Raw genomic sequence first — 25782 nt, forward strand, 5'->3', positions numbered from 1 at the left:
GTTCTCGGGGATCCTGTTCGCGCTCTCGTTCTTCCAGGGCGGCTCCTGGGAGGGCGGCTGGACGATGTACGCCCCGCTGAACGTCCCCACGTACACGCCCGCTCTCGAGGCGACCACCGGCAGCAACGCGGCGGTTCTCGCATTGTTGCTGTTCGTCTTTTCGATCACGATCGGGACGATCAACTTCCTCGTGACCATGCACCGCTCGCGGGCGGAGGGGCTCGGCCTGTGGAACATGCCGCTGTTCAGCTGGTCGTGGCTGTTGACCGTCTGGATGATGCTGTTCGCGTTCGCGGCGCTGCTGGCCGCGCTCCTGCTGTTGTCCGTCGATAGAATCTTCCTGACGCAGTACTTCGCGACCGATCAGGGATCGGGACTGCTGTGGGGACACCTCTTCTGGTTCTTCGGTCACCCGGAGGTGTACATCGTCTTCTTCCCCGCGCTGGGGATCATGTTCGAGACGTTCCAGACGTTCACCGGACGACGGCTCGTCGGCCGGAAGTGGGTCATCATCGCGATGGTGCTTGTCGCGGTGCAGTCGTTCCTCGTCTGGATGCACCACATGTTCCTGACCACCATCAACCTCGAGATCAAGACGCTGATGATGGCGACGACCATCGGGATCTCGCTACCCTTCGACCTGATGGTCTTCGCGCTGATCTACACGATGGTCAAAGGTCGGGTGCGGTTTACCACGCCGTTCCTGTTCAGCCTGGGCGCACTCGTGCTGTTCATTCTGGGCGGGATCACGGGGGTCTTCCTCGGGGCTGTCGTGCTGGACTACGAGTTCCGGGGGACCTACTGGGTCGTCGCGCACTTCCACTACGTGATGGTCTCGGGCGTGACGGCGCTGATCGGCGGACTGTACTACTGGTGGCCGAAGATCTCCGGGAAGATGTACTCGGAGACGCTGGGCAAGCTCAGCTTCGCCGTGTACTTCGTCGGGTTCAACCTGCTGTACTTCCCGATGTTCCTGGCCTGGGAGACGCCGCGACGGGTCTTCCACTTCGGTGAGGACCTGCAGATCTACCACCAGCTCGCGACCGTCGGTGCGTTCGTCCTCGGGGCGGGCGTGCTGTTGGTGTTCGCGACGCTCGCTCACAGCTTCCTCGCCGGCCCGCGAGCGCCCGAAAACCCCTGGGAGTTCTCCCGCACGGCCGAGTGGGCGATCCCCTCCCCGCCGCCGCTCGAAAACTGGGACGGCCGCCCCTCCTACGCCAGCGGTCGCCTCGAGTTCGTCGATGACTCCTCGGCCGCGGCCGACGGCGGTGTCGCCCACGAGGGACCCTCCTCCGCGGTCGCCGCCGAGGACGCACACGCCGACCACGCGAGCGTCTGGCCGCTGGGCGTCGGTGCCGGGATCGCCGTCTTCTTCCTCGGGCTTTCGGGAGTGACGCCGTACGCGATCGAGTTCGCACAGGGAACCGGCGTCGCCCCGGAGAACCTCACCGGTACCGCCGCCGAGCCGACCGTCGTCTATCCGATTCTCACCGTTCTGGGCGCGGCGATCGCGGGGTACGCGCTGTTCGAGCTCGGCCGCGAGCGGTTCATCGTCCCCGAGATGGCCGTCGCCGAGCGGTGGCCGTTCGAGGGGGTCGGTACCACGAAGTTCGGCGTCTGGGTGTTTCTGGCCTCCGATGTCGTCGTCTTCGGGGGGGTCATCGGCGCGTACGTCTTCATGCGCATCCACGCGGGCTGGAACGACTGGACGACCGTCCCGTTCGCTACCTGGCCCGGTCTGCTGAACACGTACATCCTGATAACCTCGAGTTTCACCGTCGTCCTCGCGCTCGCGATGGCCGAACGGCGGAACAAGCGGGGACTGCTCGCGTCGCTCGGCGCGACGCTTCTGCTCGGGCTGGCGTTCATGGGCGTCAAGGGCTACGAGTACAGCGTGAAGTTCGCCGACGGCGAGTACTGGTGGTACGGCCTCGAGTACTCGATCTACTACGTCACGACGGGGATGCACGCGCTACACGTCATCTTCGGGCTGTTGATCGCGGGCTTTATGCTCTACCGCGTCTGGTCGATCGACGCCTATCTCGAGGACCACCGGCCGGTGGAGTTCTTCGGGCTCTACTGGCACTTCGTCGACATCGTCTGGGTGTTGCTCTTCCCGCTGTTTTACCTGCTGTGAGGGCGGGGCGGCTCCTCACCTCGCCCCGATCGGAAGCTTACAAGCCGACGGCGGCGCAACGATCGGCCATGTCCCTCGAGCTCTCGACGTTCGCGGATCGACTCGACGAGCGGCTTCGCACCGACGACTACGCCGACCTCGACGCCAGCGCGAACGGGCTGCAGGTCGGCCCCGACGAGGGCGTCGTCGAACGGGTCGCCTTCGCCGTCGACGGCGTCGCGGAAACGTTCGAGCGCGCGGCCGCGGCCGACGCGGACGCGCTCGTCGTCCACCACGGGCTCTCCTGGGGCGGGTTCGATCAGGTGACGGGGCGGACCTACGACCGCCTCGAGCCGCTGTTCGAACACGACCTCGCGCTGTACGTCTCCCACCTCCCGCTCGACGGCCACCGGGAGCTCGGTAACGCCGCGGGCGTCGCCGACGTCCTCGATCTCGAGGATCGAGCGCCGTTCGGCGAACTCGGCCCCGAGCACGTCGGCCAGCGCGGCGTCGCGAGCGAGCCGTACGCGCCCGCCGAGCTCGCCGATCGCCTCGAGTCCGAACTCGAGACCGACGGCCGCCCCGTTCGGCTCCTCGAGTTCGGCCCCGACGAGATCGAGGACGTCGCGATCGTCACCGGCAGCGGCGTCGACTGGCTCGAGGAGGCGGTCGCGGTCGGCGCGGACGCGCTCGTCACGGGCGAGGGCAAACAGCAGGTCTACCACGAGGCGAAGGAGGCGGGGATCCACGTCGCGCTGGCGGGCCACTACGCCACCGAGACGTTCGGCGTCCGCGCCCTCCAAGCGCTCGTCGAGGGGTGGGGCCTCGAGACGACCTACCTCGAGGCGCCGACGGGGCTGTAGGCCCTCGTTGACGGCGGATGGGGACGCGTACACCGTCGAGCGGGCGCGTAACGTCGTCGTACTGAACGGATCGGACGGAGCGGGCGTCCGCGTAGCGCGTTCGACCGCGCCGTCGGTCGCGGTCTCGTATTCGCGGGATCGTTCGCGACCGCGCCGCCGAACCTTCCGTCCCCGTCTCGCCCCGGCGCGCTGTTGGCCCCCGTGAACCCGCCTGCAGCCTGCCGATAACAATGGTCGTCGCGCGGGAACCTACTCGCAATCTCGGGGTCGTTCCCGGAGAGATAGGTATGACACGAGAGATCCCTTCCAGACGAGAGTGGTTGCGGACGGTCACCGTTACCGCGACGGTGATCGGCGGCGCATCGGGCTCGGTCGCCGGCGGCGGGCGACCGAACGCCGCGGTACCCGACGGCGGCGACGAACCGGCGTGTACGGACCCGGAGTCCGGAGCCGTCGACGTCCGGCTCGTCCCCGCCTGCGTCGACGACGGAACGGCGGTCTTCTGTGCGAGCAACGACGGTTCTCGTCCGGTTTCCCTCGAGTGGCGAGCCCTCGCCCCGCCCGCGGAGCGCATCGAGTTCGTCGACTGCCGGACGGTGCGGGTCGTCGGCGAGTTCGAGGACGTGATCCTCGAGGCGACGTTCCTCTCGGGCGGCGAGATCGGCAACGTCATCGAACCGGTCGGCGGCGTCGACGGGGTTCGCACGTTCGACGTCAGCGAACTCGAGTCGATTCCCGACGACGCGATCGTCGGCACCGCAGAAGCGTTCCGGGACGGCCCCGTCGTCCCGGGCGCCGGCGACCTCACGGGCTCGAACCCCGAGTTCGACGCCTGCCAGGAGGCGGCCTTCGGCGAGGTCCTCGTCGGCGACGGCACTGACGGCGCGGACTCGACGAGCGATTCCGACGGGGAAGAGGAACGCGAACCGCGCGGGGGGGAGCCCGACGCCGACGAGCTCGAGTCGCTGACGGTACCCGCGGGGGAGACGACCTGCTTCGCCGTCGACGCCCCCGACGGCCCGGTCGCCGTCCAGCTCTTCCGGGAGGGGAACCTGCTCGTCGAGCGGACCAGCGCCGCCGACGTGGCGTGCCCGCGGTCGGTTTCGGCCGACAGCGGGGAGGTCGTCGAGCCGCCGGAGGCGTTCGTCGACGACCGACGAACCGGGGAGTGAACCGTCGTCGGGTTCGGCGAGACCGCGGCGTTGAAAGCGCTGGACCGCCGACTCGAGGACATGACCGACGAGCACGGCGGCGAGGACGCACACGACGAACCCGAGCGCGAGACGTTCGAACACGATCCGGTGGGCCACGCCGAGGCCCGCGCGGGGATGACCGTCGGCGAACTCGCCGACGAGTACGGCAACGCGGGCGTCGGCGCGGCGAACCTCCACGAGGCCGTCGACGTCACCGAGGCGATGTTCGACGACGACGTGACCGTCTTCTTCGGCCTGGCGGGCGCGATGGTGCCGACGGGAATGCGCCGGATCGTCGCCGATCTGATCCGGGACGGCTACGTCGACGCCCTGATCACGACCGGCGCGAACCTCACTCACGACTCGATCGAAGCCATCGGCGGGAAACACCACCACGGCTGCGTGCAGGCCGAGGGGAAAACGGAGCGCGAACACGACGAGACGCTGCGCGACGAGGGAGTGGATCGGATCTACAACGTCTACCTCCCCCAGGAGTACTTCGCGACCTTCGAATCGCACCTCCGCGAGGAGGTGTTTCCGGTGCTCGAGGAGGAGGCCGAGGAGTCGGGTCCCGTCTCGATCGAACGGCTCACCCGCGAGCTCGGGCGGGCCAACGCCGCGGTCAACGAGCGCGAGGGCGTCGACGAGGGCCCCGGCATCGCCGCGGCAGCCTACGAGAACGACGTCCCGATCTACTGTCCCGCGGTCCAGGACTCCGTCCTCGGGCTGCAGGCCTGGATGTACTCCCAGACCTCACCGTTCTCGCTCGACGCGCTGGCGGACATGACCGACCTGACCGACCTCGCGTTCGAGGCCGACGAGGCCGGCGCCTTCGTCGTCGGCGGCGGCGTCCCGAAGAACTTCACCCTCCAGACGATGCTGGTCGCGCCCAGCGCCTACGACTACGCGGTGCAGCTGACCATGGATCCCAAACAGACGGGGGGGCTCTCGGGGGCGACCCTCGAGGAGGCCCGCTCGTGGGGGAAACTCGAGAAGGACGCCGAGAACGTCTCGGTGTACGCCGACGCGACGATCACGCTCCCGCTGGTGGTCGCCGCCGCGCGGGAACGCCTCGAGTAGCGAGCGAGTCGGCGCTCGGGCGGGTTCAGTAGGTCCGGTAGCTCGCCGTGCCGACGTCGATCCGAACGAGCCGGTTCTCCTCGTAGGCGTCGCTGGGCGCGTCGTACTTCTCGTTGATCCGGCGTCTGGCCGCGTCGGTCTCGGCCTCGTCCTCTACTACCGTCGCGGTGCCCAGCAGCGTCACCATCCACCGCGTGCGGCCGTCGTCGTCGTTTTGAATCGACAGCGACACCTTCGGGTTCTCGCGGACGTTCTCGAGTTTGCGCCCCGTCGTGACGACCTCGACGGTGTCGTCCTCGTAGCGGAACCAGACGGGCGCGACGTGGGGGCGCCCGTCGACGCAGGTGCCGAAGTGAGCCATCACCGGTTCGTTCTCGAGCAGTCGTTCGGCTTCTGGTGGAACCGTCGTCACGGCCGGAGATGGGGGCCGAGCCCGCAAAAGCGGCCGCCCCGCGACTGCCGACGCGTCCGGTTTCCCCTCCGTCAGTTCCGGCGCAACCGCGACCCGGGCGGCGGTCGTGTGGGACATCGGTACGGCAATCCGTATCAGACCGACGCACGGAGCCGACCCGCGTCGAGGGTGACGTAGTGAAACAGCGTCCCCGTCAGCCCGCTGTCGGCGATCCGCCGGCCGGAGCTCTCGACGAGTACCGCGTCGTGGTAGCCCGTGGGAAACTGGCGGGCGAGCCGTCGGCTGAACGCGGTGTCCTCGTTGGGCACCTCGGGGAACCCCCCGGTCTCGAGGAAGGCCCGCCGGTGGACGAAGAAGTTGAACCCGGGGAGAACGGGGCGCTCGAGGCGCGGGAAGACGTGGTTGATCGTCCCCTCCATCAGCTTCGCCCGCAGGGGTCCGGTCATCCGACAGGCCGAGCTGGCGGCCGCGAGGGTCTCGCGCTCGACGAACCCGAGCATCGCGGTCAGGTAGTTCGGGCGAACGCGCGTGTCGGCGTCGATAAAGGCCAGCCACTCTCCCCTCGCGGCTTCGCCGCCCAGGTTTCGGCCCGCGGCGATGCTCGAGCCCGTTCCCTCGAGGACGGTCGCGCCGTGTGCCCGGGCGATATCGGCGGTCCCGTCGCTCGAGGCGCCGTCGACGACCATAACCTCGTCGACGTAGTCGGTCTCGAGGGCCGCGATGCTCTCGAGGCAGTCGGGGAGGTAGTCGGCCTCGTTTCTGGCGGGGACGACGAAACTCACGTCCGGCACCGGGGGAGACATCCGTGCGCTCGAGTCCGCTGCCCTCGAGTATAACCTTCGGGCGGGCAGGTGCCGACTGTCGGGGCTACCGATCGCGGCGATACTCGGTAGATCATGAACGTTTATTATGGTCCGGCCAGTAGGGTGGCGTACAGATGTCGGTCGTACCCGTACGCACGCTCGCCTGATTCTCCGACGACAGCACCGTCCGCCGACGACGCGACCTTCCGACCGACAATGAGCACCCGACCCCACACCACCCCGACCGAACCGACGCCCAGCCAACCGACGACCCGAACGACGCGACCGACGGCCAGCGAACGCGCCCCGGCGACGTTCTCGAACGGCCACACCGACCGCCTGCAGAACCTCATCGACGAGTGGAACACCGCCTTCGCGGACGGCGCGAGCGGCGAGTGAGAACCGTTCGGTAGGATCCAAACCGTCTTTTGGCTCTCGAGCGTAGGCCCGCACGGCCGATGACGACCCACTCGCTCCGAGCCGGACTCGGCACCCGGTCGTGACGAGCCCTATGAGTGCCGAGGCCGTAAATTTAAGATTAGATTTTTCGCAATAAACGCCGATTCGACCAAAATACGGTGAAAATCACCTATTTCGTGCCCGTTTGTGTTATTCCAACGGTTGAGAGCGGTTGTCATTGTGTGACGGCTCGGAGTTTCCGCTAGTTTCGAGTTCTATGCCACCATAGGACACGAATCTAACATTGGTTATGCCGGATTGCCTGTACGTCATGCTTGATTACTAACTGCTACTCGCAACGTTGTATGCCATTCAATAACACGCCCATCACAAAAATACTACCGGATAGACTGATTCCACAACTATTGTCGACCATATAGCCAGTTCATGTTCTACTGCATACTGGCATACAACCAGCTAAAACATTCTATATGATAATATTGGGCTATAGATGCTCTAACAGAAGTCTATCTTAATCCAGATCTCCTTCCCAGTCTAAGGGGAAACAGTCAATGGTCTCTATTGTCTTGATCAGCTCTGTCTTACCGGTCTTAACAAAATGAAGACGAAGAATCTCTCCATCCCATTCTGACTCCTCATCTTCAGGGACTTCATTTCCCCTTTCCAAATCAGAACCAACTATCGTCTCCGCTCTATCGATGAAAATAGGGATACACCGATCAAACTCCTCGAACTCCTCCAGTTTTTCTCTTAATCCAATCTGGATGTTTCGCCTCGGACCACGATCTAACTCTCGTAGAGCTCGAATCTTACGTGATTCTGAAACAGCTTGATTGAATATACTTCGGGAAAGTCCTACAACATTGTCTAAGGCGAGAGTATCTGATTCCAGTACTTCCTCAACAGAGTTCGTCTCAATATCTGCATGGCAGATCGTCTCATCCCGTATATCTGCAACCACTTGCGACTCCACAAATGCATCGTCTAGCACTGTGAGAAGGTACTCCCGAATCGCTTTCCGGTATCGATCAGTCGTAAACGTCCTGTCGGAGGAGACCACTGATATTTCGCCAGACCGTCCCCGGAGCGATCGGACGTTTTGATGGCCTTCAGGACATAGAAGGGCCATCTGGTCCACATCCAGTAAAAATGCGTAGCTGAACATCTGAGAACGGATCGGACGAATCATACTTGGGTCGCGGTCCTTCTCGTAGTATTTACTGTCAAGAACCGCAATTGGCGAATTCCCCTTGTAGAGAACGTGATCCGGCTGATGGCGCGCCTGGTTAGTATCTTCGTAAGGATAGATCACGTCCTTGCTTTTGACACGAACATCGTCAAGACCGCTGTAGAGAGGGTTAGATCGCAGGTCGTGAATCTCTTCCTCTAAAACAATCTGGGTGAACTCTTCGAACAGGTTCTCCATATCGAAGAGATAGTCCATTGTCAGCTCTTCATCGCCGGATTCTAGTGACTGGCCTGTTGTAGAGGAAAGAATCATCTTTGAGACGTCAACAATCCGGTTGTAGTATCCGCGTTGACGTGGTAACTGATCACTCGTGATTTCGCGGTAGACTGCCGGATTACCCGTATTTCCATTGATACCCATTGATTCGAGCTCGTTGACTGCATTATGGAGATCGGAGAAAATCCGGTAGTATTCTTCTTGAGTATGTTGATCAGATCGCGTCTGGAAGAGCTGCAGTAACTGCTTTCCAGCACAATGGATCAAAGCGTTAATCGGCGTATTGTAGTCAATAACCTTCTGTACGTAGTGCTGCTTCGGAACGCCCGTTTCGATATTGAGGAGGCTACGCTCGACATCGATTCGTCCTCTGCTGTCGATGGCATCCACTCGTTTGGTTTGGAACTGTCGGATGAAGCCATGCCGCTGAAGCGGTTCAAGACTGTTCAGATAGTTGACTGCGATAACGATGAAGATGTCTTCCAGTTGAATATCCTCAGAGAGGAAATCCTTGATAGGGATACCGTGGTAGTCAAGTGATCGATTATACCGCTGGACCGTGAGAAACATGTCGAGAATCTCGCTCCATCCGATCTTCGGTTCAATCTGGAGGCGAGAGGTTGGAGTGAGATTAACGATTCCAACGATATCCTCTACAGAGAGCGTTAATTCGTCACCCTCAATCCGTGCTTCAACAACTTTGTACTCGGTATTGTCTTCTACCGATCGGCGTCTTTTGACGAAGACGTTGGCACTTTCTTGCTCGAACGCCGCCTTTTCGAGTTGCTCTTCAATTCCAGGTGGGCATTTTATGCTACGCTCCCCGTGCTCTCTGATCGAGACCTGTGATGGGAGCTGAGTGGCACTCATGGCCTGTTAGTTGTCCATTCCCATCCGCTGTTGCTGAGTTTGCTGTTCACTCTTTGCAAGTTCGGTTGCGGGTAGCAGGTCGAACATCTCGAAGTCGTCGTCAAGCTCGCTGTAGTGAGTTACAAGATCATCGACCTGCGTATAGGTAGCCGAATTCAGCAATCTTGGAAGGATGTAGGTACGGAATGCTTCACCAACTGCACGTCCGGGATCATCTTCATAGACACCGCCGTTCACAGTAGTCGATCCCAGGAAGATAGCGACGTCCCGGTAGTGCATCGGACCGAACTGCATCACGCCACTGTTCTCGCTTCCATCGCCGTGGTTTAGTCGGCGGTAGTCCTGGCGGAAGAGCTCCTTAATCTCCTCTGTATTCACAGTGCTTTCCGAAAGATGATCGGTAGTCCAGCGCGAGAAGAGTTTCTCGAGTTGTTCTTCCTCGTAGTCACTGACCTTGATCATCGCGAACCGTCGTGTAATCGCATTATCGAGCTGGTTCACGGTTCGGTCAGACATATTCATCGTGCAGATGATATTGACGTTATCCTCAAGTTCGATGGTCTGGTCCTCTGTCCGGAAAATCGTTTGATGTGGGTTCTCGATTGCTGTGTAGAGTTGGCCGAAGATCTGAGAGATATCGGCCCGGGTCAGTTCGTCGATAATGACAGCGTATTTTTCGCCATATTCACGGGAACGGACAACGGCTTTTGAGACACAGCCGAGTTCTTTTCGGTAGCTAATCGAGTTTTGAGAATAGTCTGGTGCCACACGGCCGACGATATCTTGGCTGGTCCAGGATGGGGAAGCAGTGTCGAGTGTGTATCCGACGCAGGTTTTGAGCGCAAGCTGTTTTGCGAAGGTGGTTTTCCCGGTTCCAGTTGGACCATAGAGGACGACGGGTTTACCTGCTTCAATCGCTCCCAGTGCAGTTTTCCGCACTGAGTCAGGGACGAGGATGTCTAGTTCAGTTGTATAGTCTCCTCGAGTTGCGACTTTTTGTTTGAGTTTAAATGATGCATGGTTCGATTGGAGAATTGCCTGACGAACGTCGCCAAGACCTTGCTCGCCATCGTGGTGAATATCGATTTCTTGGTCGTCAACAAGGTAATCAAGGACTTGTGGACTGGCTGCCTGCTGGATGACTCGTCTTGCGAATTCCGAATCGTCAAGGATAGTATCAGTCAGATCTCGCACACGCTCATACGTATATTCGCCAGACTCCGGGCTCATTACTAGGTATATGGTAATCTCTCATGATAAGTATTATCCTAGCAGATAACCGTTCGAATCAGAATCATCTACAAACTACTGGTACTATCACATAATGTTACTAATATCTGAACCGCGGCTATTGCCTAACTTTCTCATTAACTTGAACTTCCAGTGAGAACCTGGTCACATCTGTGACTGTTCTTCGTACTGGTCCATGAACAGCTCTATTCCACGGGTTGCCACGTACTTGTAGCTGAACCCGTGTTCATCGCAAAACTGTTCGAACCGTTCACGGAGTGCGTTTTCATAGCTCGTTGTTGCCATCTTAGTCACCTCGTGTTCGTTGTTCCTCCTCCAACGCGGGTGCAACCACGGAGGAGTCTGAGGAACGTGGGTGGCCGTAGTATTCGGCACCGCAGTTTGTGCAATAGTAGATCGCCGGTTCGCCCGTGTTCGGCTCCTGGATGTCGAGCGGTTGGTCCTCACACTTGGGACAGGTGCGGGTCACTCTGGATCACCTGCCGCTAGATGGTACTGTGTGCGGTCGTCCAGCGTTTCCAGATACTGTTCGAGGACCTGCTTGTAGGTGAACGTGGAGCGCTCGGCAGTTCGCCGGATCTCGTCCAGATGTTCGGTAATCAAGTCCTGAACGTTCCGCTCCAATGTCCGTTGTGCGCGATCCTTTCGCCCATCTATGTGGGTAGGTCCCGTCTGTGACGTGGCGGCATCGGGAACCGGTGCAAGCGGGATTATCTGTTCAACTTCGTCAGGAGGGCACAGAGCAGTCCCCACAGCGATTGCCTCGTCTTTCCGCATGTATCCACGCTGGAGCCATCCTGCGAACATCCCGTAGCTCCGCGGGGTGTAAAAGTAGGTGAGTTCCTTTCTGCTTTCGTCTCGATCTTTGCGCCGAATAAGACAGGGTTGGCCGTGACGGATGTCGCCTTTGATCCGTTCATCCAACTCTGCTTTCAGTTCTTGAACAGTAGTTGTATGTTCAGTCAGTGTGCTCACCCTCGGTGGACAGGTACAGCGGTTTCCCGTGTTTCTCGCAGTACGGATTCTTGATCAACTCGTGGAGATCGTACTGGTTCAGAGACTTGTCGATCCATAACTGGTATTGACACTCCTCATTGTCTCCGAAACAACGTACCGTCACCTCGTCAGCGGCTTCAAGTAGTTCAGCGAGTTGGCCGACCAAGGTAAGCGGAAGCTGGTGGTTCACTGTGGATTCACCTCGATATGCGTGTTGTTGTCCGGTATCAGTTCGTACTCCCTGCGGCAGTCCTCGCAGACCACCTTCTCTGTGAAGCCGCCGCTGATACTGTCCCCATTTCCGTGGCCGCATTTACACGTCCACTCGATCTCAATGACCTCAAGTTCGATATCGTCTATGTGTATCTCATCCATCAACATCTCCTCTAAAAGTGGAGGTTCGGGCTACGAACCCGGTACCTCCTTCATTGTCTCGCGGTCCACGAGACAGCGGTAGTCGTAGTGTTCCTCGAGTTCCCGGTTGCAGACACCGCATTCGCCTTCAACCGTGATGTAGCCATCCCGTAGCACGATGCTGGCCCGGTCGTAGTCTGAATCAAAATTCGCCGCGCATCTGTGGTCCTGAAACTCTTGCCAGCACTCTCGATGGGCTTCACCTTCGCGCTTTATCTCGTCTTGTTCGTAGAGGTCAATGGTTTCGCGTTCATCTGCGAGGCCACCGCAAAACGGGCACGTCACGCTGTGCTGGTCAACCACCGGGTTGTCGATCTTTTCCACGTCTACGGCGGTGCCGTCCCACTCACCGGATTCGACCTTCTCTGCGTGAGTGCCACACAATTTCCGTCCGGTGTCATCCTCATGAGTGGCGAGTTTCCCGGTCTTGCAGAGGTCACACTTCATGCGCTCACCTCCTCGTCAGCCCGTTCGGTTTGGACCAGTTCCCATGTCTCAACAGCGGTTTCACCGCATTCGTTGCAAGAGATGGTGCGGAGCATTGTCCGATCTTCAAACACAGGTTCATTGCGAGAGACATTCCTTGACTCGCAATTGTGGCATTTCATGCGCTCACCTCCTCAGTATACGCATTTCCGTAAGCAGGTTGGACAATCCGGCGTCCAGCAGACTCATAGACATCAGAGACAAGCGCATCACAGTCGTCACACCGCCACTCCCGATATATGACTTCTGGCGCTTCTTCCGTATCCGCGCTTTTGAACGTCCGATTCTCGTGGTCACAATCCTCTGTTCCAGCGGTTGCAAAGATATACTCTCTACCGCACTCATCACACGATTCATCATCGTGCCGATCATCTTGCTGCTGGACATGACCGCACTCACGGCATCTCACTCGCATTCTATCCTTCCCCCAATGGACGCTCATCTCGGTCCAGATTCCGTACGTTGACACTGCCGTTCTCGGGATTGACGCGGTACTGGACTGCCATCACCGGATACCGGTACTTTTCAGCGCCGATAGACTGGATCACGAGTTCCTCATCAAGTACGCCAGTCAGTTCTTTCAGGAACTCGCTGGTGCGCTCGTCCATGCTCATGTCGTCGCTGAATACCTGGAACGGTGAGAGCCCCCAAATAACGATCTCGCCGTCCTCCGTGATCTCGGCCTGCGGCCGCACATCGTACTCGTCCAGAAGAAACTCCATTCCCTCGGTATCAGAGAGTTCAGCCTTGTTCGAGGTAGTTACGGCATTGATATTTGCCATTATGCGGCACCTCCGAGACGATTCACGGCATAGTCATCAACAAGCGTATCGACGATACAGCCGTTGCACAATCCGCGTTCTCGGACTTCAACCTCTTTCTCACTGGCGGCGATTACGTATGTTTTCTCAACGTTGAATCCACACTGACCGCATTTCACGCGGCCAGTTTCAGCATCTGCTTTGTCAAAAATACGTACTTTAGTTGCACCCATGACAATCAAACCTCTGAACAACTACTGTGTTCTAAACTTTAAATAAATTACTAATAGTAATTTTGAGTGATGGAGTGCCCGAACGTTCGGCGTTCACGACACACGAACAACCTACCTTCTTCCTTACTTCAGAGGGAAAACGCCCGCAGCGGTTTCCCGACCTATATAAGTTCCATAGATCCTGATCTAGACTTATTTGATATCCGGGCCGAAGATCTTAGGCGTATATATACGCTTTCGGAATTCCTTGTCTACTCCCAGTCGATCAAGAAGGATATAAAATGACACCTTCCTAATATCTGTTACTACATCTTTATTATTTATCAATCTTTCATCGGTATTCCGGTGGAGAAGTGGATTACGAGCGTTGCGAGCTAACTCTATAATATCCATCATCTCCTGAGTATCGAAATCAATATCGAGATATTCAAGATAGATTTTTATCTTCGTCTTGGAACTGGCTTCATAAATGTGGTCCTGGTCCAATACGTACTTGAGATGCTCTACTTGATCTTCGTCCCATGTCTCACGAAAATGCTCAACAGCCACTTTCCGAACCTCGTTCCTTTCATCTTTGCCAATAATCTCCTCACCCGGGCCCTGGAGATAATCGTCATAATTGTAGTTTGCGTTCGACTCAAGTATAATCCAGTGCAGGAGGAATTTTACCGCCCAGAACGTATCAGTTTCAGCTTCAAGAAAGAGACACAGATCCCGTAAAATACGAGAACGCTCGTTCGCTGACGCAGTATCAAGTGTTGTCAATGCTATATCAACAAATCCATCGATAGAGTACAAACTAGACTCTGGATGAGGTATTTTGATCAACTGAAGACCTGTATTATCTATCGAAAACGTATAGCTCATCCCACCTCGTGCTGACTCAGAAGATTCATCCGCCTGGTAGTACGTTCCCCAAGTGACATCACGATTCTGAGCAAACGAGTAAATGAAGGACAGCCACTCAGCCAATTCCTTTGCTCGGCCCTCATTCGCCTCGATATAGCACTCTGCAGTCGGCCAGTATCCAGATCTAAACTTACTCTCCTGATTCCGTCGTTTTTCTTCAAACTCTTCCGCTAATTCTAGCGGCTTAATCAAGATTCCAAACTCATCGTTCTGATATACCTCTCCCTCTGGAATGTACAGGTTACAAAAGTTGAATACGTACGTTGGCACCTTTGACGCAGCAAGCTCCTCAGAATTTGATCGATCTCCTGGTCCCTTTGAGCTGGTACTACTGTTGAAAGATGAACTGTCTGGATTGTCCCCCATACAAACCAATCAAGAGCGCGACTGGTAAAAGCGTCCTCCTACCGAAGTGAAAGTAAAAACCAGACAGATGTATTCTCGCCTAACAAGTATCGTCAGTTAGCCGCCAGCCCCAGCCGGGTTCATACTCTACCTGGTTCTTACCGGCCATAACGTACAATCCGCTTTCAATCTCTTTCCGCACCCGATTATCCAGTACACCGCACTCCACAACCTCCTCCAAAACCTCAGGTAACGTCTTGTACGTCTCCTCCAGAACCAACTCCAGATAACCCGGATCGCTCAATTCCCGTCGGAAACGCGGCTCTCCCTGCTCGTTCTCAAGCCGCCGCTTCATCGATTCAACCTGCGCTTCCAACTCTTCGATGCGTTCCTCACTGCTGCGGTCTGCAAGCGTACCGTGCTTCCGGTAGACCCGGGCTTCCTGAATCAAGACATACAGGTACTTAGACCGGCTGGAGAACCCTTCCTCGAGAGCTTCTTCACTCCAAATCTCGCGTTCCTTCTTACTGCATGTGAACGTGATCTGCGTTGAGTCCTCGGCCAATCCCATCGATTCTTCCCATTGCGGTCGATCGGTCATCATATGCTACTTAGCGCGGGTAGATCTTATATCAGCTGTACGACGTACTGCCATGATAGTGATCTACCATAGGTGTGGTGATGGTCCAGCCTTGTGCCGATTCACCGCGAACATGTCAACTGATAACAGTTTCTCGCCAGTGGAGTGCCGAGGCCATCAATTCACATCCAACAGATCTCGTATCTATGGCGTCCTCGCTTACTCGTCGCAATAACGACTGTCGGTGAGACTCGCGCTATCTGCTCGGCCTGAGAACTTCCGAACTCAGTGTCGTACTGCTCGCTGTCCTTCCTGCGCGGCGAGTGATCGAGATAACGGACTGCTAACCTAACAGAGGGATATTCGGCGAGAGGTCGCCCTTCTACACAGCATACGGAGCGGACGATTGTCACGGTCGGATACTCGAGTGTAACGGGCTACTGGACGTCACGATCCGATCGATGGGTGAAGCCACTGTGCGTTCTATTACACTCGCGGTTGGAAGTGGGTGTGAAGCAATGTTACGAAAGATGTTCACAAACGCTGAGCCGAGCGACGCCGACTCGGCGATGCTGATCGATCAGTACCTACCCAGGTACGACGTTACGACGAGCCGGCACGTGGTCGTGGATGCCGATTCCGGGACGACTTACGACGCGATGCTCACGGCCGACCTGATGAAGCTAGGGCCGATCGTTCGTAGCCTCGGACGACTGCGAGACGTTCCACGGGTACTCTCACATCGGATCCGGGGAACTCCCAGAACACCGCCACCCGAGCGGATGCGATTCGCCGATGTGACGGACACGACGGAGTGGACACATCTCGATGAGGTGCCGGGTGCGGAGTTCGTCTTCGGTGCGGTCGGGAAGTTCTGGCAACCGGAAATCGAGTGGCGACAGATCGAATCGGAAGCCTTCCCGGAGTTCGACGAGCCTGGCTACGCGAAGCTCGCAATCAGTCTATCCGTCCGACCGTACGGCGAGCAGCGGACGCTGCTGTCTTACGAGGCGCGCACGGCAACAACGGATGATCGCGTAAACCGGAATTTCCAACGGTATTGGCGGCTCATCGGTCCTTTCGCGGGCTATCTGATGTCACGGGCGCTCGAGCGTATCAAGGCAGACGCGGAGGCGAGGGCGAAACAAGAATCGATGAACTCCAGCACTGAAGCCGAAAATCGAAGCCGGCCGAACTGGAGTCGCCGACGAGTCACCGTAACAATAGTGTCCCTCGTTGTCGCCGTATATCACTTTGTGCTACGACCCTGGTATCGTCGCTGGGAAACGAATGGGGATGCAGCGTAAGCTCCCCTTCCGGGTACCGACATATGCTCCGTCCTGTTACTGGCATCTACAAATAGCACTACCCCCTCCTCGCTCTGAATCTTATTTTGCAGAGAAGCGTACTCTTATTTTGTTATCTGTTTACGTGTCACACGATGGCTAAGTACGGTGCTAACAGACGGTCGTTCATGCAATTGGCAGGAATTACCGGCGGAACAGCCCTCACGAGCAGCGCTGCCGCAGACACTGACGAGGCGGAGGAGTCGAACGAAGCCGACGAGCAACCGGTATACGGCGGCACAGTCGTCCAGGTACTGAGTATGGGCGGCACGATCGCGAGCACGCCAGGCGACGGCGGCGCCTCACCGTCCGAAAGCGGCGAGGCGTTGATCGAATCGGTGCCTGAGCTCAACGAGTACGCTGACGAGATCCTGGTCGATCAAGTCACCCAGCTCGGAAGCTTCAACATCGAGCAGGAGCACGTCGCCGAACTTGGCGAGAAGGCCCAGGAGACCGAAAACGTCGTCGACGGGATTGTCGTCACCCACGGCACCGACACGATGGAGGAGTCGGCCTACCACCTCGATCTGGCGCTCGAACTCGATATCCCGATCGTCTTCACCGGCGCCCAGCGCCGCCCCGATGAGGTCAGTGCCGACGGGCCAGCGAACCTCGTGACGTCATTTCGCGCCGCGGCCCACGACGAGATCCGTAGCGGCGTCTACGTTGCGTTCAACGAGGAGTTGCACGCGGCCCGCGACGTGACGAAATCTCACACGCGTAAGCTCGAGACGTTCGAGTCGCCGGATAAGGGACCGATCGCCCAGTTCACCCGCGACGACGTTCGGCTGTACCGGGAGCCGGGGAGCTACTCCAAGTCGATCGACGCTCTCCGTACCGACAAAACCGTCTCGATCATTTCCTCCGGACAGGGGATGAGCGACCGACAGCTCCGGTTCGCGATCGAGGAAGGCGACGACGGGATCGTCCTCAATGGGTTCGGTCTCGGGAACACGAACGAGACGCTGAGCCACGCCGTACGAGACGCGATCGACGGCGGGATCCCCGTCGTCGTAACCTCGCGATCCCACGCCGGACCGTTGAGCGCAATCTACGGCAACGGCGGCGGTGAGACGCTTCGGAGCCACGGCGCCATAAGCGGTGACGACCTCCCAGCCCACAAGGCGCGAATCAAGCTGTTGCTGGCACTCGAGGCGTACGACGACTTGGAGCGTATTCAGAACTGCTTCGGAGAGTGGTAAACGCGATCGGCCGACCCGCTCGCAGTCCGATCCGTGAGATGCTCGCGATCTGCAGTATCTTCCTGATGGGGCCGTTCCCGAACGGTAGGGTACCCAACTACCACCGACCAGCCAGACTTCCTAACGGGGTACGGCTGCTCAATACGGTCTCGAGTGATCACTCCTGATACTATCAGCCCTGACACTATCGACTAATAATCATTTTTCGTGATCCGGGTGCCGGCTACGAATCTCACGTCGACTTTTCGGAATAGCCTGCTATATGACAACTATTCACTCGAGAAGCACCAGGAACGCCAGCTAAGAGACAGAGACGGGCAATCCTCTCGAAGTGCCGACGGAGAAAGCGAGACGCGCTCGGATCGACAGTCATTGTCCATCAGTACCTTCTTGACGAGTGTGAGATCAATTCTCCGCAATGACCGATACCCGAAACTGGACCGGCTCCGCCCGCGGTGCGATCGCGCTGTTCGCACTCGGGATGGTCGGCGTGATCGCCCTGGCCGTCTACTCGGTTCCGGCGCTGCGGGACCTCCCCGAACTGTCGACGGTCTCGTATCCGACGCTGGTGGCGATCGCGTCGGCGAACTCGGCGCTCCTGCTGGCGGTGGCCGTCGTCCTCGGCGCGGTCACGGCCCCGCGCCTCGAGTTCGACTCCCAGACGTTCGCGTGGGCGGCCGGCGGGACCCCGGACTGGGGCGAGGTGCGAGACTCGCTTCCGCTCGCGGCGGCGCTGGGCGCGGGCCTGTTCGTCGTCGTCACGGTCCTCGACATCGCGTTCGCACAGTTCACGCGGCTCCCCGCCGACGCCAGTCCGACGGACGGGGAAGCCCTGCGCGAGCTCTTCGCGTCGGTTCCGATGCGACTGCTCTACGGCGGGATCACCGAGGAGCTCCTGTTGCGCTGGGGGTTCATGGCACCCCTCGCGTACGTCCTCTGGTGGGGACGAAACAGGGTCGGCGACGCGACCGAGGCGCCGTCCGGGACGATCGTGTGGGTCGCCATCGCGGTGAGCGCCGTCGCGTTCGGTCTCGGTCACCTGCCCGCGCTCGCCTCGACGATCGGGCTCACGACCCCCCTGATCGTCCGCACCGTCCTGCTGAACGCGCTCGTCGGGGTCGTCCTCGGCTGGCTGTTCTGGCGACGGTCCCTCGAGACCGCGATGATCGCACACGCCGCGTTCCACGTCGCCCTCGTCGCCGTCTCCACCGTCCTGATCGCGGCGACCTGACGGTGAGGCGACCGTCGACTCGAGGCGGCTGTGACCGGGGCGGTCGTGGAACGCGGCGTCCGTCTGCTGGACGGACGTGCGATGGAGCCGAAACTCCCTCTCAGTACCGCCACCGACCGTACTACCCCGATTCGACGTACAGCGGCACCTCCCGCTCGTCGACGCGTAGCTCCTCGGGTTCGAGCGGGCGCGCCTCCTCTCGGCACCGCTCGTAGACGGTTTCGGCCCACTCGCGGGCTTCGGGGGAGGCCGTGTCGATCACGGCCTCGAGCTGGGCGGAGTCGGGATCGTGGCCGCAGATGCCGATGCGGTCGTCCATGATGTTGAGTCCGCAGCGGTCGTCGTCCGGAAGCGCGTCGTGTACGAAGACGGTACAGTTGTCGCACTCGAGGGCCCGAGCGGTCCGATCGGGGTCCCAGTTCACGATCGCCCGGAGGATCGGGGGCGAGTAGACGTACTCCGTCTCCATGCCGTCGATCACGCGTCGGCAAAACGTCTCGAGGTTGCCCGACTTGTAGATCGTCGTTCCGAGTCCCCGGATGGAGTCGGTCGACTCCAGTAGACGGGTGACCCGATCGACGGGCTCGTAGGGGTAGTTCGGCCCGGGGTACGCGACGACGGCGTCCTCGAAGTGTTCGACGGCGAACCCCTCCATCTCCCGGGGCAGCCAGCGCCAGATCTCGCGGAGCGTCCGCCCCGTTTTCATCCCCTCGCGCAACTCCAGGAAGCGGTCGGTCACGTACTCACCCAGCGGCGTGAGTTCGTAGCGGGGGCCGTCGCGGACGATCCAGGACCGGTCCTCGAGGGCCCGAAGGACGCGCCCGATCGTGGGATCGGACGCCCCCGTCGCGGCGCGGAGTTCGCGCCGATCGCACCGCTCGTCGAACAGCGTCTCGAGGGCCTCGACGCGGTGTTCCGACCGCGCCAGGAACGCGATGTCCCGAACTGCCGGATCCATGCTATCTAGTACCACTCCGAGTATAATACGTTTCGTGCGGACCACGAGTATCCGGGTCCGCCCTCAGCAGTAGTACACCCAGAACTCGTGGCCGGCCGAACAGCGGGCGACGCTGTGGTCTCCGAAGGCCGCGACGTACGGGCGCACCGTCGGCTCGGCTTCGCGGTCGGGCACCGATACCGCCACCGGGGCATCACACTCCGGACAGGCGACCTCCGCGACCGGATCCGGATCCGTCGGCGCCGGCGCGGACCTCATCGCGTACTCTCGTCCAGTCGTCCCAACATGTGATCGATGACCTCGGCGTGTTCGTCCTGCGGACTGAACATGACGATCTCCGAATCGGCCTGCGCTCGAACCGTGTGGCCGGGAGGCCAGTGGAACAGTTCGCCGGCTTCGGTCACTTCCTCGCTCCCGTCCGCGTAGCTGGCGGTGAGCGTCCCCTCCAGAACGTACCCCCAGTGGGGACACTGGCAGAGGTCGTCCTCGAGCCCCTCCAGCAGCGCCGAGATATCCGTTCCGGCGGCCAGCGTGAAGTACTCTCCGCTGAGTTCCCCGTACTGGCTTGCGTCCCCGAACTCCGTCTGCTGGCGAGCGACGGCGGCCGGCGTGTCGACCCTCACCGGCACGTCTCGTTTGTGTTGTCTCATTTTGGACACCTGAATCCAGAAGACGGATTCGCCCCCGCACGACTCGGCTACGCGGGCCGTCCCCTGGTACTTCTACCCACGGTCCCGAGGGAAGTGTAGGTATCTAGTGAATATATTCACCGGTCGAATATCGTGACAACGCTCGGGAACGTACTCGGCGGAACTACCGGCGATTCGCCGCTGAGGCCGCCAGGGGAGGCGAGGGGTGCCGACGGCCTCTTCGATACTCGCGTTCGAGCGGGTAGTCGCCGAACTCAGTTGGCGACGTACCGGGCCACCATGACGATCGGAACGACCGGGATCGCCAACCCCGTGACGATGAGGAAGACGGCGACGATCGCCTTCTCGAGCTGACTCGAGTCGTCCCAGACCGCTCGCGAGAGATCGTCGATGCCGTCTGCGGTTCGTTGGATGAGGTCGGCCATGTAACGGATGCACCGTCGCGAACGCCCGTAAAACTTCGTCCAGAGTATGACAGTCCCGACTGGTGACGACCGTCGGTGACCGCCGGAGACCGCCTCGCGGACGGCGTCACCGTCCCCAGCACGACGTCAGTCGTGAGCGTTCTCTCGCGTGGATGTGACACTCTCGATCGTCCCGCGATAGGTTCTCGTCCTCGGCGGAGTCGTCGCACGCGGGGTGTACGTTCCGATCGCTATCCGGGCGTCGCAAGGAATCGCCTTCGAGCGGGCGAGAAACGCCTCACTCGATCGCGTCCAGAAACTCCTCGAGCGTATCGGTGAGCTCGTCGACCCGTTCGCCGTCCTCTTCGGCCGCGTAGCGGACGATGTAGACGTCCTTCTCGTCGGCCTCGCGGGTCGTGTCCACGCCGTCGATTCCCTTCCAGATCCCCGTGACTTCGACCCGGCCGTACCGCTCGTGGTCGTACGAATCCCCCCGCTCGATCACTCGGTCGGCGCCGGCGCTCGGCAGTTCGTCCTCGTCACCCATCGGTCTCGACGGTCGTCTCGGTTACCGTCACTGTCCCCGGGCTCCCGACGGTGATCTCGAGGCGACCGTACCGGAAGGCGACGCGACGGCTGGCGTCGGTCGGCGGACGAAACAGCGCGTCGAGCGCGTCCGTGTCGACCGCCGCGTGCAGCGGCTCGAGCGCCGCCGGGTCGGTTTCGGTAAACGCCGCGACGGCGGCCACGACCGCCTGGCTCGCCGGGTCCGCCGACGGATCGTACTCGAGTTCGTACCGTCGCCCGTCGGCGCGGCGGTCGAGGGCGGTCGCCGACGGCACGAGATCGAGCGCTCCCCCCTCGAGTTCGTCGTCGTCCCGGGATCTCGAACCGGAACCCGACGACGCGGTAGATCGATTACGGTGGATCATGCTTGAAACATCGAACGGCCGGCACGTGAGGGTGACTTTTACGTACGTAACCTCTTTATAAGCTCATTCGGCGGTACCGATCAGCGTGCTCGCGATCAGGCGTCTGGTGCCCCGCTGGAGTCGGGAGGCCAGCGCCTGCCGGGAGATCCCGAGGTCCTCGGCGACCTCCGCCTGGGTGGCCCGCCGCGGCGAGTCGTAGAAGCCGCGGGCGTACGCGAGCGTCAGCGCCTCGCGCTGGGCCTCGGTGAGATCGTACTCCTGGCCCGACTGCAGCGGCGAGAGCGCGTGCAGCTCCGTGAGTTCGATCGGGATCTCGTGGTCCGTACAGTACGACTGAAACTCCGAGACCGCCCGCTGTTCCTCGGCCCGGACCTCGAACGTCCACTCGCCCTCCCGACCGACCGCCGAGACGAGCGCGACGTCGGTCTCGAGGATCGCGGTCAGCACGCTCTCGTACTCGAAGTCCCAGTCGATGCGGACGAACAGCTCCCCGTCGACGTCGTCGACGACGCGGAGGTCGTCGATCCCGGGGTGGTCGATCCCCTCCAGATTGAGTTCCGTGGAGTCGTCCCCCTCGAGCCAGAAGTACGGGATCAACACGTCGTTCGTGGGCACGACCCGATCGAGCTCGATTTGGGCGTCGGGGAACTTCGAGAACACCTCGGCGAGCGGAAACTCACCTTTCGTCGCACTGAACGAGGCCTCGATCGCCATACCGATGCTCGTCGCGAGCGCTCAAAGGTCTACCGCCGTGCGGTTCGCCTCGAGTCCCGACACGCGACGGGCGAGCCGATACCGCCGCCGGCTCGTCCGGGCGTCGCGTCCGGAGCTGGCTACCCGCGAGGCTAGTACTCGGTGACGGTCCTGAGGGCGACGCCGAGCAGCGTCAGCAGGACACCGGAGACGATCCCCAGCGGCGGCGGGAGGGGTACTCCTCTGGCGATTCCGACCGCGATGACGACCGTCGAGAGTCGAACCACACGCGTACGTACCGCGGTCACACTGAAAAGCTCGCTGCGCGCACCGTCAGCGCCGGTTCGTCGCTCGCGGCCGCACCCATCGCGTGCAACCCACACAATTAATACTGCGGATATTGTTGTGTGTTCTCATGCCAATGGATCCGCGCGACGAGGAGGACGTCGACGAGTCCGACCCGTTCGTCTGTCCGGTCTGCGACGCGACGTTCGAGTCCCAGCAAGCGCTCGAGGACCACGGCGAGAGCGAGCACGAGGACGCCGAAATCGACACTAAAAGGCCGTAAGCTCCCGAGACGAGGCCGGTGTGACGTCGATTCTCCGTTGGTGTCACCGAGGAATACAGTTAACTAATACTATCACGAAGAGAATAGATACGGGTGAGCTGATAGATGTCCCTGACCCACGATCCGCGACCGCCGCTTCCGGACTGGATCACGGACGCGTACGCCGTGCTCTCGGCCCGGATCGTCGATTCGACCGCGGGCGGCGAAGTGCCCGCGGTCGATCGCGACCGAGCGGTGGCGATCCTGCGCGCCGACGAGGAACTCGCCCTCGAGTGTGCGGACGCCGAGCACGCGCTCGCGCGGCTGCTCGAGCGCGGGTACCTCTACGAGGTCGATACCGAACTCCGCGTAACCTCGCCGTCCGAGTAACGGCCCGTCCGGTCCGTCGTCGAACCCGGAGCGGAGTCGCGTTCGCGTCCGACCGAGGGAGCCGTAGAGACGTCTGTTCTGAGCGTTCACCGTTCGTCGCGTCGGAGCCGCTCCCGTCGGTGCTCGAACTCCTCTCGGAGAGTTCGCCGCGGGCGTAGGCCACGCGTCGCTCCTCGAGTGCCCGGTCCGAGCGTCGGGTCGAGGAGGCTGCCACTCCGCGGTAGAGCAGATACCCGGGGCCGAGGACGACCGCCAGCGGAACCAGCCAGGAGACGATCATCGTCCCCCCGACGCCGGTCGATCCGTTCCAGCCCCACATGTGCTCTCCACTCCACACGCCCATCATCGGCCAGGCGAAGAGCATCAGCAGGATCGGCAGGACCAGGAGGACGGCGAGAGACGGCAAAGTACTGCGGGAGAGTTTCTCGAGTTCGGGAACGAGTCCCCGGACTCGCGGGTCAGCGACGGATCCCGACTCGGCTGGCGACGGTCCGCAGCGACTGGGTTACCTCGGCGGGATGTGCCAGCCCGAGCCGGTACCGGATTCGATCCTGGCGCTTGAACGGCTCGAGCGCCCCCGGCTCCTCGAGTTCCCAGATCCGCGCCGCATCGCCGACACCGCAGCGCCGACAGACGGCGTTCGCCGCCCGGCGGCCCGCCTCGTTGGCCGACTCCATCGAGGCCAGATCGCTGTTGGTCCGGACGTAGTCGCTCGCCAGCGTCAGGTTCTCGATCCCGACGTCGGCCGGGGGACGGCTCCGCAGCGAGCCGACCGTGTTGACCAACAGCGGGGAGCGGTTCTCGACGCCGCCGGCGGCGTCCCCGTCTCCCCGGTGCGTCTCCGACGCACCGCCGACCTCGACGAGCGCGGGATCGAGAAACCAGTCGACCAGCAGACCGTCGTCGAGCTCGGTTCCGGGACCGTCGAGGTGCCGTTTGAGTTGCTCCCAGATCTCCGTCGCGATCTCCTCGCGGGAACACCGCCGGGCGGGCTTGTCGTAGACGATTCCGGGTGTGTCCCAGTCGGAGGCGATCACCGAGAGGACGCCCTCGACCTCGTCGGGACCGCGCTCCTCGAGGTCGTACCCTGTCCAGAACTGCCGCTGGGAGATCGACGTCAGCGCCCAGGGGGCGTCGGCGTACACCTGGTGGCCGCGGGTCAGCTCGAGGTCCTCGCTGAGATAGAACTGGATGCCGTTCATCCAGGCCGTCTCGAGGCGCTCGATCCGTCCGAGTTCGGGCGCAACGCGGGCCATCCCCGGCGTAACGAACTCCGGGGCCACCTCGACGGGTACCGCGAGGACGTACTCGTCGGCACTCGCTCGACGCCCGTCGGTCAGCTCGAGGCCCGCGATTCGCCGCCCGTCGAACGCGAGTCCGCGGGCCGGCGTCTCGGGGTGGAGCTCGACGCCGAGATCCTCGAGGGACGCGACCCAGGGATCGATCCAGACCTCGTTGGTCGGCCCGTTCAGGATCCGTTCGGTCGGCCTGGTCGGGTCGAGCTGGCCGAGCAGCAGCTGCAGGTAGATCGTCCCGATCGTCCGGGCGCTGCCGACCTCCGGCCGGAGCGCGACCAGCGACTGCGTGGCGAAGGCGAGCCGATCCTGGAACTCCTGCGAGCGGTTCTCGGCGTCGATGAACTCCCACCAGGAGACGTCGTCGAGCTCCTCCTCGCGGCGCTCCTCGCAGGCCGTCAGCAGGTACGCCAGCCGCTCGAGCAGGAACCGGACGTCCCCGGGCGGCAGGTCCTCGGCGAACGCCGGCCGGAGCGCCTCGAGCCAGCCCCGCAGCGAGTCCGGACTCCGCGTCTCCGCGACCCGATCCGGACGGTGCGTACTCGCGATCAGCGTCGCCTCGGTCTCGACGAGGTTGTCGGCGACGCTGCCCGTTCCGTCGGGGATCCGCTCCATCGTGTCGATCACGTGGCGGTAGAACGCCGGGAAGAAGCGAAACCCGTGTTCGCCCTGTAGCCCGTCCGGGTCGCCGTCGATCGGCATCGAACGGGCCTTCCCGCCGAACCGATCGTTGGCCTCGTAGACGGCCACGTCGAACCCCCGCTCGGCGAGTTCCTGCGCTGCGGTGAGCCCGCCGATCCCGCCGCCGACTACGGAAACCTTGGTCATTACAGCGACTAGACCGACGACGCACCTAACGGGCAGGCCTAACAGTGGTTCCCCGATCGTCCATTCCGGACCTGTCGGTTTCCGAGGAAACGCCTATTTGTCCCTGTGT

31 protein-coding genes and 1 pseudogene are annotated in these 25782 nt (G+C 61.0%); 10 read left to right on the forward strand and 22 right to left on the reverse strand.

Annotated features, from left to right (window positions below):
- Positions 1 to 19: 19 nt before the first annotated feature.
- The 4 genes and pseudogenes from C492_RS25590 to C492_RS11300 form a co-directional block, all read left to right on the forward strand.
- Positions 20 to 2137, forward strand: a pseudogene (locus tag C492_RS25590) (cbb3-type cytochrome c oxidase subunit I); the annotation flags it as partial.
- 68 nt (positions 2138 to 2205) lie between these two features.
- Positions 2206 to 2979, forward strand: coding sequence for a Nif3-like dinuclear metal center hexameric protein (locus C492_RS11290; RefSeq protein ID WP_008423619.1), 774 nt, complete (start codon positions 2206 to 2208; stop codon positions 2977 to 2979).
- Between the two features lie 287 nt (positions 2980 to 3266).
- Complete coding sequence (locus tag C492_RS11295) at positions 3267 to 4151, forward strand: hypothetical protein (RefSeq protein WP_049893016.1); 885 nt, start codon at positions 3267 to 3269, stop codon at positions 4149 to 4151.
- A 60-nt stretch (positions 4152 to 4211) separates the two neighbouring features.
- Positions 4212 to 5252 carry a deoxyhypusine synthase gene (locus C492_RS11300; protein WP_008423623.1) on the forward strand — a complete coding sequence of 347 codons (1041 nt, stop codon included), beginning with the start codon at positions 4212 to 4214 and terminating at the stop codon, positions 5250 to 5252.
- A 25-nt stretch (positions 5253 to 5277) separates the two neighbouring features.
- Here C492_RS11300 and C492_RS11305 read toward each other — a convergent pair whose 3' ends face one another.
- On the reverse strand, positions 5278 to 5664 hold the full coding sequence (locus C492_RS11305) for a pyridoxamine 5'-phosphate oxidase family protein (protein ID WP_008423624.1): 387 nt from the start codon (positions 5662 to 5664) through the stop codon (positions 5278 to 5280).
- A gap of 134 nt (positions 5665 to 5798) precedes the next feature.
- Positions 5799 to 6467, reverse strand: coding sequence for a glycosyltransferase (locus C492_RS11310; protein WP_049893017.1), 669 nt, complete (start codon positions 6465 to 6467; stop codon positions 5799 to 5801).
- A 216-nt stretch (positions 6468 to 6683) separates the two neighbouring features.
- Here C492_RS11310 and C492_RS11315 point away from each other — a divergent pair, with 216 nt between their 5' ends.
- Entirely contained in the window at positions 6684 to 6866 is a 183-nt protein-coding gene (locus C492_RS11315; RefSeq protein ID WP_008423629.1) for a hypothetical protein, read from the forward strand.
- Positions 6867 to 7398: 532 nt separating this feature from the next.
- On the opposite strand, the gene C492_RS11320 is transcribed toward C492_RS11315, so the two are convergent.
- From C492_RS11320 to C492_RS11365, 11 genes are all read right to left on the reverse strand, one after another.
- Complete coding sequence (locus C492_RS11320) at positions 7399 to 9222, reverse strand: 5-methylcytosine restriction system specificity protein McrC (RefSeq protein WP_008423631.1); 1824 nt, start codon at positions 9220 to 9222, stop codon at positions 7399 to 7401.
- A 6-nt stretch (positions 9223 to 9228) separates the two neighbouring features.
- Entirely contained in the window at positions 9229 to 10452 is a 1224-nt protein-coding gene (locus C492_RS11325) for an AAA family ATPase (RefSeq protein ID WP_049893018.1), read from the reverse strand.
- 165 nt (positions 10453 to 10617) lie between these two features.
- Positions 10618 to 10758: a hypothetical protein gene (locus C492_RS24225; RefSeq protein WP_160166993.1), complete on the reverse strand. Its 141-nt coding sequence runs from the start codon at positions 10756 to 10758 to the stop codon at positions 10618 to 10620.
- Between the two features lie 180 nt (positions 10759 to 10938).
- On the reverse strand, positions 10939 to 11397 hold the full coding sequence (locus tag C492_RS11330) for a hypothetical protein (RefSeq protein WP_152424900.1): 459 nt from the start codon (positions 11395 to 11397) through the stop codon (positions 10939 to 10941).
- A gap of 34 nt (positions 11398 to 11431) precedes the next feature.
- Positions 11432 to 11659: a hypothetical protein gene (locus C492_RS11335; RefSeq protein WP_008423638.1), complete on the reverse strand. Its 228-nt coding sequence runs from the start codon at positions 11657 to 11659 to the stop codon at positions 11432 to 11434.
- Entirely contained in the window at positions 11656 to 11844 is a 189-nt protein-coding gene (locus C492_RS11340) for a hypothetical protein (RefSeq protein WP_152424901.1), read from the reverse strand. Before C492_RS11340 ends, C492_RS11335 begins: the two co-directional genes overlap by 4 nt.
- 30 nt (positions 11845 to 11874) lie before the next feature.
- Complete coding sequence (locus C492_RS11345; RefSeq protein ID WP_008423642.1) at positions 11875 to 12330, reverse strand: hypothetical protein; 456 nt, start codon at positions 12328 to 12330, stop codon at positions 11875 to 11877.
- 455 nt (positions 12331 to 12785) lie between these two features.
- Complete coding sequence (locus C492_RS11355; RefSeq protein ID WP_008423646.1) at positions 12786 to 13151, reverse strand: hypothetical protein; 366 nt, start codon at positions 13149 to 13151, stop codon at positions 12786 to 12788.
- Entirely contained in the window at positions 13151 to 13363 is a 213-nt protein-coding gene (locus tag C492_RS23765; protein ID WP_152424902.1) for a hypothetical protein, read from the reverse strand. The genes C492_RS11355 and C492_RS23765 overlap by 1 nt, the downstream gene beginning before the upstream one ends.
- A 192-nt stretch (positions 13364 to 13555) precedes the next feature.
- Complete coding sequence (locus tag C492_RS11360; protein WP_152424903.1) at positions 13556 to 14638, reverse strand: hypothetical protein; 1083 nt, start codon at positions 14636 to 14638, stop codon at positions 13556 to 13558.
- Between the two features lie 79 nt (positions 14639 to 14717).
- The gene (locus tag C492_RS11365; protein WP_152424904.1) at positions 14718 to 15221 is read right to left on the reverse strand and encodes a hypothetical protein; all 504 of its coding nucleotides are present in this window, start codon (positions 15219 to 15221) and stop codon (positions 14718 to 14720) included.
- Between the two features lie 494 nt (positions 15222 to 15715).
- Here C492_RS11365 and C492_RS11370 point away from each other — a divergent pair, with 494 nt between their 5' ends.
- The 3 genes from C492_RS11370 to C492_RS11380 all read left to right on the forward strand — a co-directional run bounded on the left by C492_RS11370 (position 15716) and on the right by C492_RS11380 (position 18976).
- On the forward strand, positions 15716 to 16504 hold the full coding sequence (locus tag C492_RS11370; protein WP_193364858.1) for a hypothetical protein: 789 nt from the start codon (positions 15716 to 15718) through the stop codon (positions 16502 to 16504).
- Positions 16505 to 16638: 134 nt separating this feature from the next.
- Positions 16639 to 17745, forward strand: a complete 1107-nt coding sequence (locus C492_RS11375) for an asparaginase (RefSeq protein ID WP_083898845.1) — start codon at positions 16639 to 16641, stop codon at positions 17743 to 17745.
- A 418-nt stretch (positions 17746 to 18163) separates the two neighbouring features.
- Complete coding sequence (locus C492_RS11380; protein WP_008423655.1) at positions 18164 to 18976, forward strand: CPBP family intramembrane glutamic endopeptidase; 813 nt, start codon at positions 18164 to 18166, stop codon at positions 18974 to 18976.
- A gap of 121 nt (positions 18977 to 19097) precedes the next feature.
- Here C492_RS11380 and C492_RS11385 read toward each other — a convergent pair whose 3' ends face one another.
- The 8 genes from C492_RS11385 to C492_RS24885 all read right to left on the reverse strand — a co-directional run bounded on the left by C492_RS11385 (position 19098) and on the right by C492_RS24885 (position 22900).
- The gene (locus C492_RS11385) at positions 19098 to 19934 is read right to left on the reverse strand and encodes a helix-turn-helix transcriptional regulator (RefSeq protein ID WP_008423657.1); all 837 of its coding nucleotides are present in this window, start codon (positions 19932 to 19934) and stop codon (positions 19098 to 19100) included.
- 63 nt (positions 19935 to 19997) lie between these two features.
- Entirely contained in the window at positions 19998 to 20192 is a 195-nt protein-coding gene (locus C492_RS11390) for a hypothetical protein (RefSeq protein ID WP_008423659.1), read from the reverse strand.
- A complete protein-coding gene (locus C492_RS11395) occupies positions 20189 to 20557 on the reverse strand; it encodes a cupin domain-containing protein (protein WP_239643435.1) in 369 nt (122 codons plus the stop codon). The genes C492_RS11390 and C492_RS11395 overlap by 4 nt, the downstream gene beginning before the upstream one ends.
- Before the next feature lie 281 nt (positions 20558 to 20838).
- The gene (locus C492_RS24620; protein WP_008423663.1) at positions 20839 to 21009 is read right to left on the reverse strand and encodes a hypothetical protein; all 171 of its coding nucleotides are present in this window, start codon (positions 21007 to 21009) and stop codon (positions 20839 to 20841) included.
- A gap of 277 nt (positions 21010 to 21286) precedes the next feature.
- Positions 21287 to 21535, reverse strand: a complete 249-nt coding sequence (locus tag C492_RS11400) for a hypothetical protein (RefSeq protein WP_008423665.1) — start codon at positions 21533 to 21535, stop codon at positions 21287 to 21289.
- Entirely contained in the window at positions 21528 to 21920 is a 393-nt protein-coding gene (locus C492_RS11405; RefSeq protein ID WP_008423667.1) for a HalOD1 output domain-containing protein, read from the reverse strand. Before C492_RS11405 ends, C492_RS11400 begins: the two co-directional genes overlap by 8 nt.
- Before the next feature lie 63 nt (positions 21921 to 21983).
- Entirely contained in the window at positions 21984 to 22634 is a 651-nt protein-coding gene (locus C492_RS11410; RefSeq protein ID WP_008423668.1) for a helix-turn-helix domain-containing protein, read from the reverse strand.
- Positions 22635 to 22765: 131 nt separating this feature from the next.
- Entirely contained in the window at positions 22766 to 22900 is a 135-nt protein-coding gene (locus C492_RS24885; RefSeq protein ID WP_008423670.1) for a hypothetical protein, read from the reverse strand.
- Between the two features lie 128 nt (positions 22901 to 23028).
- Here C492_RS24885 and C492_RS22995 point away from each other — a divergent pair, with 128 nt between their 5' ends.
- Both C492_RS22995 and C492_RS11415 read left to right on the forward strand, forming a co-directional pair.
- Positions 23029 to 23181, forward strand: a complete 153-nt coding sequence (locus tag C492_RS22995) for a C2H2-type zinc finger protein (protein WP_083898846.1) — start codon at positions 23029 to 23031, stop codon at positions 23179 to 23181.
- Positions 23182 to 23286: 105 nt separating this feature from the next.
- Positions 23287 to 23550, forward strand: coding sequence for a hypothetical protein (locus C492_RS11415; RefSeq protein ID WP_008423674.1), 264 nt, complete (start codon positions 23287 to 23289; stop codon positions 23548 to 23550).
- Between the two features lie 458 nt (positions 23551 to 24008).
- Here the strand turns inward: C492_RS11415 and C492_RS11420 are convergent, their stop codons facing one another.
- On the reverse strand, positions 24009 to 25673 hold the full coding sequence (locus C492_RS11420) for a hydroxysqualene dehydroxylase (RefSeq protein WP_008423676.1): 1665 nt from the start codon (positions 25671 to 25673) through the stop codon (positions 24009 to 24011).
- Positions 25674 to 25782: the final 109 nt, after the last annotated feature.

It is taken from the genome of Natronococcus jeotgali DSM 18795 (genome assembly GCF_000337695.1).
Classification (GTDB): Archaea; Halobacteriota; Halobacteria; order Halobacteriales; family Natrialbaceae; genus Natronococcus; species Natronococcus jeotgali.

Coding starts and splice junctions, on each gene's coding strand:
- C492_RS11340 (WP_152424901.1), bottom strand. CDS start 11,844: ATGGATGAGATACACATAGACGATATCGAACTTGAGGTCATTGAGATC.
- C492_RS11360 (WP_152424903.1), bottom strand. CDS start 14,638: ATGGGGGACAATCCAGACAGTTCATCTTTCAACAGTAGTACCAGCTCA.
- C492_RS11410 (WP_008423668.1), bottom strand. CDS start 22,634: ATGGCGATCGAGGCCTCGTTCAGTGCGACGAAAGGTGAGTTTCCGCTC.
- C492_RS24620 (WP_008423663.1), bottom strand. CDS start 21,009: ATGGCCGACCTCATCCAACGAACCGCAGACGGCATCGACGATCTCTCG.
- C492_RS11290 (WP_008423619.1), top strand. CDS start 2,206: ATGTCCCTCGAGCTCTCGACGTTCGCGGATCGACTCGACGAGCGGCTT.
- C492_RS11345 (WP_008423642.1), bottom strand. CDS start 12,330: ATGAAGTGTGACCTCTGCAAGACCGGGAAACTCGCCACTCATGAGGAT.
- C492_RS23765 (WP_152424902.1), bottom strand. CDS start 13,363: ATGGGTGCAACTAAAGTACGTATTTTTGACAAAGCAGATGCTGAAACT.
- C492_RS11315 (WP_008423629.1), top strand. CDS start 6,684: ATGAGCACCCGACCCCACACCACCCCGACCGAACCGACGCCCAGCCAA.
- C492_RS11400 (WP_008423665.1), bottom strand. CDS start 21,535: ATGGGTGACGAGGACGAACTGCCGAGCGCCGGCGCCGACCGAGTGATC.
- C492_RS11415 (WP_008423674.1), top strand. CDS start 23,287: ATGTCCCTGACCCACGATCCGCGACCGCCGCTTCCGGACTGGATCACG.
- C492_RS11420 (WP_008423676.1), bottom strand. CDS start 25,673: ATGACCAAGGTTTCCGTAGTCGGCGGCGGGATCGGCGGGCTCACCGCA.
- C492_RS11295 (WP_049893016.1), top strand. CDS start 3,267: ATGACACGAGAGATCCCTTCCAGACGAGAGTGGTTGCGGACGGTCACC.
- C492_RS11370 (WP_193364858.1), top strand. CDS start 15,716: ATGTTACGAAAGATGTTCACAAACGCTGAGCCGAGCGACGCCGACTCG.
- C492_RS11310 (WP_049893017.1), bottom strand. CDS start 6,467: ATGTCTCCCCCGGTGCCGGACGTGAGTTTCGTCGTCCCCGCCAGAAAC.
- C492_RS11390 (WP_008423659.1), bottom strand. CDS start 20,192: ATGAGGTCCGCGCCGGCGCCGACGGATCCGGATCCGGTCGCGGAGGTC.
- C492_RS11320 (WP_008423631.1), bottom strand. CDS start 9,222: ATGAGTGCCACTCAGCTCCCATCACAGGTCTCGATCAGAGAGCACGGG.
- C492_RS11325 (WP_049893018.1), bottom strand. CDS start 10,452: ATGAGCCCGGAGTCTGGCGAATATACGTATGAGCGTGTGCGAGATCTG.
- C492_RS11300 (WP_008423623.1), top strand. CDS start 4,212: ATGACCGACGAGCACGGCGGCGAGGACGCACACGACGAACCCGAGCGC.
- C492_RS11355 (WP_008423646.1), bottom strand. CDS start 13,151: ATGGCAAATATCAATGCCGTAACTACCTCGAACAAGGCTGAACTCTCT.
- C492_RS22995 (WP_083898846.1), top strand. CDS start 23,029: ATGCCAATGGATCCGCGCGACGAGGAGGACGTCGACGAGTCCGACCCG.
- C492_RS11365 (WP_152424904.1), bottom strand. CDS start 15,221: ATGATGACCGATCGACCGCAATGGGAAGAATCGATGGGATTGGCCGAG.
- C492_RS11380 (WP_008423655.1), top strand. CDS start 18,164: ATGACCGATACCCGAAACTGGACCGGCTCCGCCCGCGGTGCGATCGCG.
- C492_RS11385 (WP_008423657.1), bottom strand. CDS start 19,934: ATGGATCCGGCAGTTCGGGACATCGCGTTCCTGGCGCGGTCGGAACAC.
- C492_RS24225 (WP_160166993.1), bottom strand. CDS start 10,758: ATGGCAACAACGAGCTATGAAAACGCACTCCGTGAACGGTTCGAACAG.
- C492_RS11375 (WP_083898845.1), top strand. CDS start 16,639: ATGGCTAAGTACGGTGCTAACAGACGGTCGTTCATGCAATTGGCAGGA.
- C492_RS11405 (WP_008423667.1), bottom strand. CDS start 21,920: ATGATCCACCGTAATCGATCTACCGCGTCGTCGGGTTCCGGTTCGAGA.